This window comes from Phenylobacterium sp. CCH9-H3 (genome assembly GCF_001557235.1).
GTDB lineage: Bacteria > Pseudomonadota > Alphaproteobacteria > Caulobacterales > Caulobacteraceae > Phenylobacterium.
Genome location: NZ_LSJI01000043.1, coordinates 1 through 12,490, shown reverse-complemented (window position 1 = coordinate 12,490; position 12,490 = coordinate 1). Strand labels below are relative to the sequence as shown.

Genomic DNA, 12,490 nt, shown 5'->3' with positions numbered 1-12,490 from the left:
CGTAAGCGACGGCGACGCGGCCGGCGCCGCTCGCCATCGGTTTTTGCACAGCCTGCCCCGCAACGCCCCCCGAGAGTGAGAGTGCGGACCGGATTGCCGTGACGGGTTTAGGGCTGGGAGAGAAGCTTCCGGCGCCCGTCGCGGAGATCCGCGATGTCCAGACGAACTGCTTCGCCACGCCCAGGCCAGGACCGGGCGAACCTTTACGACGAGATTACCGATAAGATCGTCGCCGAGCTGGAGGCCGGTCGCGTGCCTTGGGTCCAACCGTGGGGAACGACGGCCGCAAAGGCCCCGCTTGCCATGCCGAAAAACGCTTCCACGGGCCGGCACTATTCGGGCATCAACATCCTGATCCTCTGGGGCGCCGTGGTCGAACACGGCTTTCCGGGCCAGAGCTGGCTCACCTTCCGTCAAGCACTCTCGCTCGGCGGCAATGTCCGCAAGGGCGCGCGCGGTACGACCGTCGTCTATGCGGACCGCTTCACGCCAGAAGACGAGAAACGCCGCGCCCGCGAGAGCGGTGAGGACGCGCAGGCGATCCCGTTCCTGAAGCGCTTCACCGTCTTCAACGCAGCCCAGTGCGAGGGCCTGCCGGAGGACGTCACGGTCAATGCGCCGCCGCCGCCGCAGGGGATGATCGAACCACAGGTCGAATCGCTGATCCGCGCCTCAGGCATAGACTTTCGCATCGCCGGTGATCGGGCGTTCTACGTGCCTGCGCTCGACTATGTGCAGGTCCCTCCGCCACAAGCCTATTTCGAGCCGATCAACTGGCACCGCACGGCCCTGCATGAACTCGGACACGCGACGGGTCACTCGAGCCGAGTGGGCCGCGACCTGACCGGCGGCTTCGGCACCAAGAAATACGCGTTCGAGGAATTGGTCGCCGAAATGAACGCAGCCTTCTGCTGCGCTTCACTCGGCATCGTGCCCACCGTCCGCCACGCCGACTATATCGGCTCGTGGCTGCAGGTCCTGCGCGAGGACAACCGCGCCATCGTTCGGGCCGCAAGTCAGGCGAGCAAGGCGGCCGACTGGCTGCTGGCGCATGCGCCGGAGGCCGCTGCCCGCGACGTTGCCGCCGATGCACTTGAAAGGAGGGCGGCATGAGCATGATCACGTACCCGCTCCGGGTCTTCTTCGATTGCTCGACCGCTCACCTCTCGGAAGCGTCGAGCACCTATCTGAATGTTCACGTCGATCAGGGCGACGAGCTTGTCGCGGCGACACCCTACGGCTGGTTCATCTGGGTCGGAGAAGGCGACCGCGATAATCTCCCCGCCGATCTGGTGGGGATTGCCGAATACGCGCGGCGCCTCGGCGCGGAATACATCCTGTTCGACCGGGATGCGCCTGAGGATGAGGCGCTTGCCAGATTCCTTGGTCGCGCCGATGCCCTTCCGGGGTCTCGCCGGGCGCGCCCAGGAGGAGAGTGAGAGGGAGGACGGGTTTTTCGTGACGGGTTGGAGGTCGAGAGAGAGTCTCTTGGCCGCCCGTCGCGGAGTACATCCCGATGGCTGTTGCAGCTCAAAAGATCGTCCTGTCGCCCTCGCGCGACATCCCCTTCAACAAGCTGGTCCTGAGTCAGTCGAACGTCCGGCGCATCAAGGCTGGTGTCTCGATCGAGGACCTGGCGGCCTCGATCGCCCGGCGCGGCCTGATCCAGAGCATCAGCGTTTTCCCGGTCGTCGATGCCGAAGGCAACGAGACCGGCATGTTCGAGGTCCCAGCCGGCGGACGCCGGTTCCGTGCGCTGGAGCTGCTGGTGAAGCAGAAGCGCCTCGCCAAGGTGTCGCCGGTGCCGTGCGTGGTGCGCGAGCGCGACAGCGCGATCCTCGCGGAAGAAGTCTCGCTCGCCGAGAATATCGAGCGCGCGCCGCTCCATCCCCTCGACCAGTTTCGCGCCTTTCAGGACATGCGCGACAAGGGCATGACCGAGGAGGAGATCGCCGCGGCCTTCTTCGTGCAGGCCCAAGTCGTCAAACAGCGGCTGCGGCTTGCTTCGGCGTCGCCAGCGCTGCTCGAGGTTTATGCCGAAGACGGCATGACGCTGGAGCAGCTCATGGCCTTCACCGTGTCGGGCGACCACGCCCGTCAGCAGCAGGTCTGGGACGCGATCAAGGACGCCTGGTCGAAGGAGCCTTACCAGATCAGGCGCATGCTGACCGAGACAACCGTTCGCGCCGCGGACAAGCGCGCGGTTTTCGTGGGAATCGAGACCTATGAACAGGCGGGAGGCATCGTCATGCGCGATCTCTTCCAGTCCGATGATGGCGGCTGGCTGCAGGACGCGAGCCTGCTCGACCGCCTGGTCGCCGAAAAGCTCAAGGCCACCGCCGAGTCGATCGCCGCCGAAGGCTGGAAGTGGATCGAGGTCGCGGTCAGCTTTCCCTACGACACGACGCGCGGCCTGCGGGAATTGCAGGGCGAGCCGCTCGACCTTTCGGCCGAGGAACAGGCGACCATCGAGGCGCTCAATGCCGAGTATCAGAAGCTCGAAGCCGAGTATGAAGGCGCCGACGAACTGCCGGACGAGGTAGACCAGCGCCTCAGCGAGATCGAGACGGCGCTCGCAGCCTTCGAGACCCGGCCGATGCGCTACGAGGCGGACGACATCCCGCGCGCGGGCGTCTTCATCAGCGTCGCCCATGACGGCACCCTCGCCATCGACCGTGGCTACGTGCGGGCGGAGGATGAAGCACCGATCGATCCAGAGGTCGAGAACGGCGTGGACGCCGACGGCGATTTGGCCGAGCCGTCGGTGCAGAGGGCGGTCATCACCATCGGCGGCCAGCCTGCCGAGCCCGAGGACGACGAGGATGACGGCGTCATCAAGCCGCTGCCGGAGCGCCTGGTGATCGAGCTGACGGCCTATCGCACGCTCGCGCTGCGCAACGCCGTCGCGGAGAACCCGCACGTAGCTATGACGGCGCTCCTCCACAAGCTCGTCTCGGACACCTTCATGACCCGCATGTATACGGGCACCATGGAAGCCGGGGTGAAGCACGTCTTCTTCCCGGCCCAGGACGATGCGCTGAAGGACAGCCCGTCCGCCCGTGCGGTGCAGGACCGCCACGCCGCCTGGGCTGGCGATATCCCGAAGGACGATGCAGCCTTGTGGGACTGGCTCGCCGACCTGGATGAGCCCAGCCGCATGGCTCTCCTCGCGCATTGCGTCAGCTATGGCGTGAACGCGCTCTATGAGCGGCCGAACCCGCATAGTGGCAGCGGTGTATCCCAGCATACCCTCGACATGAGGCTTTCGCAGGCCGACCGACTGACGAAGGCGACAGGCCTCGATCTGGTCGAGGCCGGCTGGCGACCGACCTTCGGCAACTACCTCAACCGGGTGACCAAGCCCCGCATCTTGCAGGCGGTCCGCGAGGGCGCCGGCGAGCAAGCCGCACAACTCATCGACCATCTGAAGAAGGGCGACATGGCGAAGGAGGCCGAGCGCCTGCTGGCGGACACCGGCTGGCTGCCGGAGCCGCTGCGCGTGGTCGCCGAGGGTGAGGTGTCGACGGCGGAAACCCAGACCGGAGGCGAGGATGATGGGGCGGCGTTGCCCGACTTTCTCGCGAGCGATGACGAGGAGGCCGCTGGCGAAGACGATGAACGCCACCTCGTCGCGGCCGAATGATCGCTCTGGCGGGGCGGCTTTGGCCGCTCCGTCTATTCCCCCAATCGAGGAGCTACGCCATGTCGCAATCCAGCCCGGCGCCCCGGCGCGTCGTTTTCCAGTATCTCGTTCCCGTGCATGTCGAGGTCGAGGACGGGCTAGTTGCCTGCGTCACCGTCATCGATGAGACGCCAGTCCGCGATCCCACCATCGTCGAAGGCGATCCCGCCTATCTCGGCGAGGCAGTGCAGGCCGCCGACGACGGTCAAGACTGGCCGTCCTGGCGGTTCGGCTACTAGCCGGACAGTCTTTCGATCCCTCCCAAGCCCGGCCCAGCGCCGGGCTTTTTTCGTTTCAGGAGTCCGCCATGACCGATTTTCTCACCCGCTTTTCCTGCCTGCTCGACGTCGGCACTGCCGCCAACGCGACGCGCGCCTTCGACATCTACACCACGCTGATGGCCGAAAACTCCCGCGAGGATCCCCCGGCCGAGCCGTTCCTGCTCACCCTTTCGCCCGAATTCGGATCGGCTCGCCTGTGGCTGCGCGATCCTGGCAGCGCTGACCAGCAACTGGTGATCACCTTCGTTACCCGCTGCGCCGCGGCCTTCGGCCTGACCGGACATTGGGGCTTCCAGTGGGCGAATATTGCCTCGGACCCCGTAATCGACGGCTTCTCTGGCGGCGCCCATCTGCTCGATCTTTCGACCGGCCGGACGCTCGAATGGATCAGCACCGGACGCTGGCTCGCCGATCGACTTCCTCAGGGAGCCGCGCGATGAGCATTCCCGATCATGCCCGTGCCAATTTCGAGACGCTGCTGCACGCCGCGACCAGCGGCGACCTGGCGCTAATTGAATGCACCGAGATCGCAACGGGCGAGGTTCGCTACGTCATCTGCGCCGTTGGACGTGACGACGGCGACTACGTTTTTACGCCCTTCGGCCATCTGGCCGACGGCAACCCCTTCGAGCTCTACCGTCCACCCGATGCCTCGCCCTGAGGCGGGCGCTCGGACGGATTCGCGACAATAGTGCGATCCTTCGCCGGGAACGGCGCATCGCCCGCCGGCACGCGCAACTGCCGAAGACGTGCTTCCCGCAAGCCGGAGCGATGGTCGCTGACCGCGTCAGAGTGAGAGGTCGGCCGGGACGGGGTTGAGCCCGTCCGGTCGAGAGAGAGCGCCGGGCCGGCTCGTCCGTTCTTGCTCTCTCGAGGTTCCCTCCATGCTTTACGCTCCCGTCTCCGGAGCCGCCCCGGCGGCCTCGCTTCCGCTCGCGCCCAACGCGCCGCCGGCCGCCGCCATTCTCGCCGCCGCCGGCCATCTCCTTCCTCATCTCGAACAGGGCCGCGCGATCGATGCCGCGATACTGCGCTCGGCCATGGAACAGGCCTTCGGCGCGTCCGACGCTAGCGGCGCCTGGGACTGGAAGACGGCCTATGACGCCTGCGAAGCGGCAACCATCCTCTTCATGCGCAAATACGGAAAGCCGCTTTTCCGCAAAGCCGCGTCTCCGGAAGCACGGCTCGCAGCGCTGAGCAAGATCGCCGGGCTGCTGCCGACGCACACGCGCCGGTCCGAGGAGGCTCAGGCCCGTCAGCAGTTCTCGACGCCGACGCCGCTTGGTCTCGCGGCCTTGACCGCCGCAGCGCTCACGTCCGCTGACCGGGTACTGGAGCCCTCGGCCGGCACGGGCCTGCTTGCGATCCTTGCCGAGATCGAAGGCTCCGATCTCATCCTCAATGAGCTGGCCGAGACCCGCGCCGATCTTCTTGCCGCTCTCTTTCCAGCTCATTCGGTCACGCGTTTCGACGCCGCGCAGATCGATGATCATCTCGACCGCGCCGCCATTCCCAGTGTCATCATCATGAACCCGCCGTTCTCGGTCATGGCGGCCGTCTCAGGACGCGTCGCCGACGCCGCCTATCGCCATATCGCTTCCGCTCTGGCGCGGCTCGCGCCGGGCGGCCGGTTGGTCGCGATCACCGGCGCAAATTTCTCGCCCGAGCTGCCGGCCTGGCGGGACCGCTTCGCCCGGCTGCAGGAGCGCGGCCGCGTCGTGTTCAGTGCGGCGATCGCGGGCTCTGTCTATGCCAAGCACGGCACGACCATCGAAACCCGCCTGACCGTCATCGACAAGGCGCCGGCCGAGGATTTTGCACGCTTCCCGGCATCCCCCGGCATCGCGCCCGACGTGGCGACGCTCCTCGCTTGGATCGAACGCGACTTGCCCCCGCGCATGGCGGTCGCGCTGCCCAAGATTTCCCCGGACACGGCGCCGCGCACCGTTCGCGGCTATCTCGCCAAGGCCGCAGCATCCACCCCCGCCCGGCCGACGGCTGAGATCAAAGGCATGCCGCTTGACTATGAGACCGTCGAGCGGATGCCTCCAGAAGAATGCCGACTGTCTGACTCGATCTATGAGGCCTATGCGCTCCAGTCGGTCCGCATCCCGGAGGCGCAGCCTCATCCCACGAAATTGGTACAGTCGGCCGCCATGGCGTCGGTCGCGCCGCCGAAGCCGAGCTATCGCCCGACGCTTCCAGCCGCGGTCGTCACCGAGGGCGTTCTGTCCGACGCCCAGCTCGAGACGGTGATCTACGCCGGCGAAGCTCATGGCGAACACCTCGCAGGCGCCTGGACCGTGGACGAGACCGGCGATCTCGTCACCGCCGCGCCGGACGACGCGCCAAACGCCGTCCGCTTCCGGCGGGGCTTTATGCTCGGCGACGGGACCGGCGCCGGCAAGGGCCGTCAATCCGCTGGCATCATCCTCGACAACTGGCTGCAGGGTCGCCGCAAGGCAGTATGGATCTCGAAGTCCGACAAGCTGCTGGAAGACGCGCAACGCGACTGGTCGGCGCTCGGTATGGAGCGTTTGCTGGTCACGCCGCTATCGCGTTTCCCTCAGGGCACGCGGATCCGTCTCAACGAAGGCGTCCTTTTCACCACCTATTCCACGCTACGGTCCGACGACCGTGGCGAGAAGCTTTCGCGGGTCAAACAGATCGTCGAATGGTTGGGCTCCGACTTCGATGGAGTCATTATTTTCGACGAGTCGCACGCAATGCAGAACGCCGGCGGCGGCAAGGGAGAACGGGGCGATGTTGCGCCCTCACAGCAGGGCCGTGCCGGGCTCCGGCTCCAGCACGCGCTGCCAAATGCGCGCGTTGTCTACGTCTCTGCCACGGGCGCGACAACCGTCCACAATCTCGCCTATGCCCAGCGGCTCGGCCTGTGGGGCGGTGACGATTTTCCCTTCGCCAACCGCGCCGAGTTCGTGGAGGCCGTCGACAATGGCGGTGTCGCGGCCATGGAGGTGCTTGCCCGCGACCTGCGCGCCCTCGGCCTCTACACGGCCCGGTCGCTCTCCTATGACGGTGTTGAATACGAACTGGTCGAGCACCAGCTTACGCCCGCGCAAACCCGCATCTACGATGCGTACGCCGGCGCCTTCGCCATCATCCATAACCATCTCGACGCCGCGATGCAGGCCGCCAACATCACCGGCGATAGCGGCACCCTGAACCGTCAGGCGAAATCGGCCGCGCGTTCTGCATTCGAAAGCGCTAAGCAGCGGTTCTTCGGTCATCTGCTGACCAGCATGAAGACCCCGACGCTGATCCGCTCGATCGAGCAGGACCTGGCCGACGGGCATAGCGCCGTCATTCAGATCGTCTCAACCGGCGAGGCACTGATGGAGCGCCGACTGGCCGAGATCCCGACCGAGGAATGGAACGACGTGCGTGTCGACATCACGCCGCGGGAATATGTCCTCGACTATCTCGCCTATTCCTTCCCGGTGCAGCTCTACGAGCCGTTCTCCGACAGCGAGGGCAATCTGTCGTCGCGGCCAGTCTTCCGGGACGGTCACCCCATCGAGAGCAGGGAGGCCGTCGCCCGCCGTGACGAGCTGATCGAACGGCTCGCATCGCTAGAACCCGTTCCAGGCGCCCTCGACCAGATCGTCCAGCGCTTTGGCTCCGATGTCGTCGCCGAGGTCACCGGCCGTTCACGGCGCGTTGTGCGCAAGGGCGATCGCCTTGCCGTCGAAAATCGGGCGGGCTCGGCCAATCTCGCCGAGGCCGCCGCCTTCATGGACGACCAGAAGCGCATCCTGGTCTTCTCAGATGCGGGCGGTACGGGGCGCAGCTATCACGCCGATCTTGGCGCGAAGAACCAGCGCCTGCGTATCCACTATCTGCTGGAGCCGGGCTGGAAGGCCGATGCGGCGATCCAGGGTCTCGGTCGGACCAACAGGACCAATCAAGCTCAACCGCCGCTCTTCCGCCCGATCGCCACTGACGTGAAGGCTGAGAAGCGCTTCCTCTCCACGATCGCGCGTAGGCTCGATACACTCGGCGCCATCACGCGTGGGCAGCGCCAGACCGGCGGACAGGGTCTCTTCCGGCCAGAGGACAATCTCGAAAGCCCCTATGCGCGCGATGCGCTGCGCCAGCTCTATCTGCTGCTCGTGCGTGGCAAGGTCGAGAACTGCTCGCTCGACCGCTTTGAGTCCGCCACCGGACTCAAACTCACGGATGACAACGGCATCAAGGACGAGCTGCCGCCGATCACGACCTTCCTCAACCGTCTGCTCGCGCTGACCATCGACCTGCAGGGCGTGCTTTTTACGGCGTTTGAGCAGCTCCTGACGGCAAAGGTCGACGGGGCGGTTCGCAGTGGAGTCTATGACGTCGGACTCGAAACGCTGCAGGCCGAGAGCTTCATCGTCACCGGCAGCGAGGTGATCCATACGCACCCGGGCACCGGCGCGGAAACGCGGCTTCTCACCATCACCCGCCGGGAGCGCAATCGACCGACGAGCCTCGCCGACGCGCTCGATCATCTCTCCGATCCGCGCGCACGGCTCCTGGTCAATGGTCGCTCCGGCCGCGCCGCCGTGCAGATTTCCGCACCATCGATGATGCTCGACGATGGCGAGATCGAGCGCCGCGTCTGCCTGGTCCGGCCGATGGAGCAGCACTATGCGCCGCTGCGCATGATGGGTGAGAGCCATTGGGAGGAAGCCGATCGCGCCGCCTTCGCCGCCGCGTGGTGGGCTGAGTTGAATGACGTGCCGGAGTTTTCCGACAGCACGATCCACATTGTCGCCGGCCTGTTGTTGCCGATCTGGAAGCGGCTGCCAAACGAGTCGACGCGGGTCTACCGGCTCCAGACCGATGGCGGCGAGCGCATCATCGGCCGCCGCGTCTCGCCCGCCTGGGCGGCAAACGCCGTCACCACGGGCGCAACATCGCTGACCCCTGAGCAGGCCTTCACCGCTCTGATGGACGGCACGACGATCCTCGATCTCGCTGACGGCCTTCAGCTTCGGCGCGCCCGCGTCATGAATGCCCAGCGCCTGGAGCTGACCGGCTTCACCGAGGCGATGCGGGACCGGCTGCGCACCTACGGCCTGTTCAGCGAGATCATCTCGTGGAAGCTCCGCTTTTTCGTGCCGGCCGACTCCGCCGGACCGGGCGTCCTCGCCAAGGTGCTCGATACATATCCCGTGGCTCGCATCTCCGAGCGGGAGGCCGCGTGATGGCACGTCAGGACGCTTCCGATCTCGCGCACCGTCTCGGCCGGCAGGCCGAGGCGGTGTGCCGGCATTATCTTTCCAGCGGTCGCCGCGAGGGCAACTACTGGCTCGTGGGCGATGCGCGCAACACACCCGGCCGCTCGATGTATGTCCGGCTCAAGGACACGCCGAAAGGTCCCGCCGGCAAATGGACCGACGCGGCCACCGGCGAGCATGGCGATCTCCTCGACGTCATCCGAGAAAGCTGCGGCCTCATCGACTTCAAGGATGTCGCCGACGAGGCGCGGACCTTTCTCTCGATGCCGCCGGCACCGGAGGCCCGTCAGCACGAGCGGCAGAACCCAGCGCCGCATGGCTCCCCCGAAGCGGCCCGCCGACTGGTCCGCATGTCGCAGCCGATCCACGGCACGCTCGTACAAACATATTTACGGGAACGCGGCATTACGGATTTGCGCGGAACCGGAAGCCTGCATTTCCACCCGCGCTGCTATTATCGCCCCGAAGAGCATTCGCCGACCGAGACCTGGCCGGCGATGATCGCGGCCGTCACCGACCTCGACGGCAAGATCACCGGGGCGCATCGCACCTGGCTCGATCCGCGCCGCCGCGACAAGGCGCCAATCGACACGCCGAGGCGAGCCATGGGCGATCTTCTCGGCAACGCGGTCCGCTTCGGCATAGGCAGCGATGTGATAGCGGCGGGCGAAGGCATCGAGACCGTCCTGTCGCTTCGTCAGGTCCTTCCCGACATGCCTATGCTGGCGGCGCTCTCCGCGGCCCATCTCGCTGCCATCCTGTTCCCCGACACACTGCGGCGGCTCTACATCGTCCGCGACAACGATCCGGCCGGTGACGCTGCGCGCGACACCCTCATTGAACGGGCCGACGCGGCCGGGATCGAGCCGATTGTCATCTCGCCGCAGCTGGGCGACTTCAACGAGGATCTGCGCAGCCTCGGCCTGGACGCATTGAGCGTGGAAGCCCGGTTGCAGGTCGCGCCGCAGGACATCGCGCGCTTCATGGCGTTGGCGGCATAGCCGGCAGGAGAACGGGCGTGAGGTTCGCCGTCGTGCTCGGCGGATGCATCATCCATCGGAGGGGGACCGCGCCTCGGCCTTCGAGAGGGCGATCGGCCCACAAGCCGGCCAACCGGGCAATGGCGGCGGCCAACTATTTTCCGGCGCGGCCCAGAGGCCGCTTTCCATCGCGAAGCAAAATAGCCGGCCTTAGCCATCGAGCCCTACGCTTTCGCTCCGGGTGCCCGGCCGTCCGGCCCGCGGGCTTCGTCGCCATGAAGGCCGCGACGGTCGCGGTCCAACCGATGGAGCATCCCATGCGCGATCACGACGACTACGAACCGCATCACGAGTCCTCACCCACCGACCATGTCCTTAACGAACTGCAACTTCACGGCTACCGACCCTTCACCGACGAGCCCGACCAGCGGCTTCTGCCGGACGGCAACCAGGTCGCGGGCGCCGTCGCCGACATCTTCGACGCTCTAATCGGCACCCTGGCAGACACGCGCCTCGAACCTGACCTCGACGATCTCCTCTGGTCGACCGTGAACGTTTTCCACCGCGCGACCGACCGGATCGGCCGCGAACTGGATGACAATGAGCAGTCCCAGAAGCGGGCGCAGCGCGAACAGGACGGCAGCGAGGTGAAATCGGTCGAACTGGAGCGCCTGATCGCAGAGGGGATCACGCTGATAGAGCGCCAGAACGCCTTCGAGCTAATGCGCGACCAGGCCGCCGAACACTACGAACGCCACGTCGGCAAGCCTTGGCTCCCGCGCAGCGGATCGAAGGTCAACCATCGCAATCTGACTTCGGCGATGATCGACAGCCGCGACTTCTTGATGGCGAAGAAGCGCGCCGATCAAGAGGTGCTCCTGCCGCCTGGCCCCAAGATCGTCGTCACCGGCGGCCTCGACTTCAATGATCACCAGCTTATCTGGGCAAAGCTCGATCAGGTTCACGCCAAGCACGCCGGCATGGTTCTCGTCCATGGAAAGTCGCCAAAGGGTGCCGAGAGGATCGCCTCGCTCTGGGCATCGAACCGCAACGTTCCGCAGATCGGCTTTGCACCCGATTGGACCAAGCACGGACGGTCGGCACCGTTCAAGCGGAATGACCAGATGCTCGAGATCGTGCCGAAGGGCGTGCTGCACTTCCCGGGCACGGGCATAAATGACAACCTCGCCGACAAGGCCAAGAAACTCGGCATTCCGGTTTGGAAGCACGGCGGCGCGTAAGCGCCGCCACGCATGCGCCGCTGCCTAGCGCTTCATCTTCGTGACTTTGTAGACGCACCCGGAGCGATCATACGTGGTCCAATCACCAACCTGCTGACCGTCGTCGAAGTAGCCGGACCGCAGCTTCGAACCGTCCCGGCGAAACCACTCCCAGTATCCGGTAGGTTGTCCCTCCATCGTCTGGCCGACGACCCACAAGCTTCCGTCCTTGTGTCGCTTCTCGAAAGCGAGCGTCTCCGTCATTGGCAGCCCCACGTTCAGTCTGGCTCGCCTGTCACTGCGATACGGGCGGATCGCGCGTAGAAGGCAAGCTCGGTGTCGTTTTCGATCAACGCGTCGAGAAGCGCTTTCATATCCGCTTGGTCCGAAGACGACTGGAAGGGGCCCGGCTGCCGCTCGATCGCCAGCACAGCGATCGTCAAAGCCTTCTTCAAGAGGTGCAGGCTCCTTCCTGTGAACTCCGCCATCGTCCAGCCCTTCGCGACTCTACACTTGCTGCCAAGAGCATAGCGCAAATAGCCATCTGAGGACACGACGCGAGGCTGAGTCGAAAGCAGTGTCGAGACTGTAAAACGGGTCTCCCGACGCGAAGACCACCTCCGCCTATCAGCGCTGATCCTTGGTCCAGCCGCGGACTTGTCGCCATCAACCCATGAAGGGTCGGCTATGCCAGCATGCCGCCGCTGCGGCTACGCCTGCGCGGTGATTGCAGTCCACGGCCGAACACTTCGGGCGCCTGTCGGCGGGGGATGGTCCCCCGCTCCAGCAGGAGCCCAGCAGATGTCCCTCAATCAAGCTCACGCCTTCGCCTTCAGCCTCGCCACCACCCTGATGGTCTCGATTGTCATCTTCCAGGCGGGCGACGGCAGCATGGGTGTCATGCCCGCGGGCGAATATGACGGCGAACTCGCCGCGATCGTCCATGAGGTTGATCCCTTCGCCCACTGATCGCGGGCAAGGCTTCACGGCCGCAAGCGGAAGTCCGGCAGGATTTCCGCTCCCGTCCCGGCTTGCGCATTCCAGTGATCGTGGGCGCTCATTCCACGCGATGGCGGGCGCCTATTCC

Annotated in this window: 12 protein-coding genes; 10 read left to right on the top strand and 2 right to left on the bottom strand. The window is 65.7% G+C overall.

Annotated elements, in window-relative coordinates:
• Positions 1-153: 153 nt before the first annotated feature.
• The 9 genes from AX721_RS03410 to AX721_RS03370 all read left to right on the top strand — a co-directional run bounded on the left by AX721_RS03410 (position 154) and on the right by AX721_RS03370 (position 11,424).
• Complete coding sequence (locus tag AX721_RS03410) at positions 154-1,113, top strand: ArdC family protein (protein ID WP_058454236.1); 960 nt, start codon at positions 154-156, stop codon at positions 1,111-1,113.
• The gene (locus tag AX721_RS03405) at positions 1,110-1,439 is read left to right on the top strand and encodes a hypothetical protein (protein WP_058454237.1); all 330 of its coding nucleotides are present in this window, start codon (positions 1,110-1,112) and stop codon (positions 1,437-1,439) included. The genes AX721_RS03410 and AX721_RS03405 overlap by 4 nt, the downstream gene beginning before the upstream one ends.
• Before the next feature lie 77 nt (positions 1,440-1,516).
• Positions 1,517-3,643, top strand: coding sequence for a ParB/RepB/Spo0J family partition protein (locus AX721_RS03400; protein ID WP_058454238.1), 2,127 nt, complete (start codon positions 1,517-1,519; stop codon positions 3,641-3,643).
• A gap of 59 nt (positions 3,644-3,702) precedes the next feature.
• The gene (locus tag AX721_RS03395) at positions 3,703-3,921 is read left to right on the top strand and encodes a hypothetical protein (RefSeq protein ID WP_027297051.1); all 219 of its coding nucleotides are present in this window, start codon (positions 3,703-3,705) and stop codon (positions 3,919-3,921) included.
• A 68-nt stretch (positions 3,922-3,989) separates the two neighbouring features.
• Entirely contained in the window at positions 3,990-4,403 is a 414-nt protein-coding gene (locus tag AX721_RS03390) for a hypothetical protein (RefSeq protein ID WP_027297052.1), read from the top strand.
• Positions 4,400-4,624, top strand: coding sequence for a DUF6117 family protein (locus AX721_RS03385; protein ID WP_058454239.1), 225 nt, complete (start codon positions 4,400-4,402; stop codon positions 4,622-4,624). Before AX721_RS03390 ends, AX721_RS03385 begins: the two co-directional genes overlap by 4 nt.
• A 223-nt stretch (positions 4,625-4,847) precedes the next feature.
• Positions 4,848-9,170, top strand: a complete 4,323-nt coding sequence (locus AX721_RS03380; protein WP_058454240.1) for a strawberry notch family protein — start codon at positions 4,848-4,850, stop codon at positions 9,168-9,170.
• A complete protein-coding gene (locus AX721_RS03375) occupies positions 9,170-10,204 on the top strand; it encodes a toprim domain-containing protein (RefSeq protein ID WP_058454241.1) in 1,035 nt (344 codons plus the stop codon). The genes AX721_RS03380 and AX721_RS03375 overlap by 1 nt, the downstream gene beginning before the upstream one ends.
• A gap of 296 nt (positions 10,205-10,500) precedes the next feature.
• The gene (locus AX721_RS03370; RefSeq protein WP_027297056.1) at positions 10,501-11,424 is read left to right on the top strand and encodes a DUF2493 domain-containing protein; all 924 of its coding nucleotides are present in this window, start codon (positions 10,501-10,503) and stop codon (positions 11,422-11,424) included.
• Between the two features lie 24 nt (positions 11,425-11,448).
• Here the strand turns inward: AX721_RS03370 and AX721_RS03365 are convergent, their stop codons facing one another.
• On the bottom strand, positions 11,449-11,667 hold the full coding sequence (locus AX721_RS03365; protein ID WP_027297057.1) for a hypothetical protein: 219 nt from the start codon (positions 11,665-11,667) through the stop codon (positions 11,449-11,451).
• A 14-nt stretch (positions 11,668-11,681) separates the two neighbouring features.
• On the bottom strand, positions 11,682-11,858 hold the full coding sequence (locus tag AX721_RS03360; RefSeq protein ID WP_197422445.1) for a hypothetical protein: 177 nt from the start codon (positions 11,856-11,858) through the stop codon (positions 11,682-11,684).
• 346 nt (positions 11,859-12,204) lie between these two features.
• Between AX721_RS03360 and AX721_RS27775 the strand changes: the two genes are divergently transcribed.
• Positions 12,205-12,372, top strand: a complete 168-nt coding sequence (locus AX721_RS27775) for a hypothetical protein (protein ID WP_167541743.1) — start codon at positions 12,205-12,207, stop codon at positions 12,370-12,372.
• Positions 12,373-12,490: the final 118 nt, after the last annotated feature.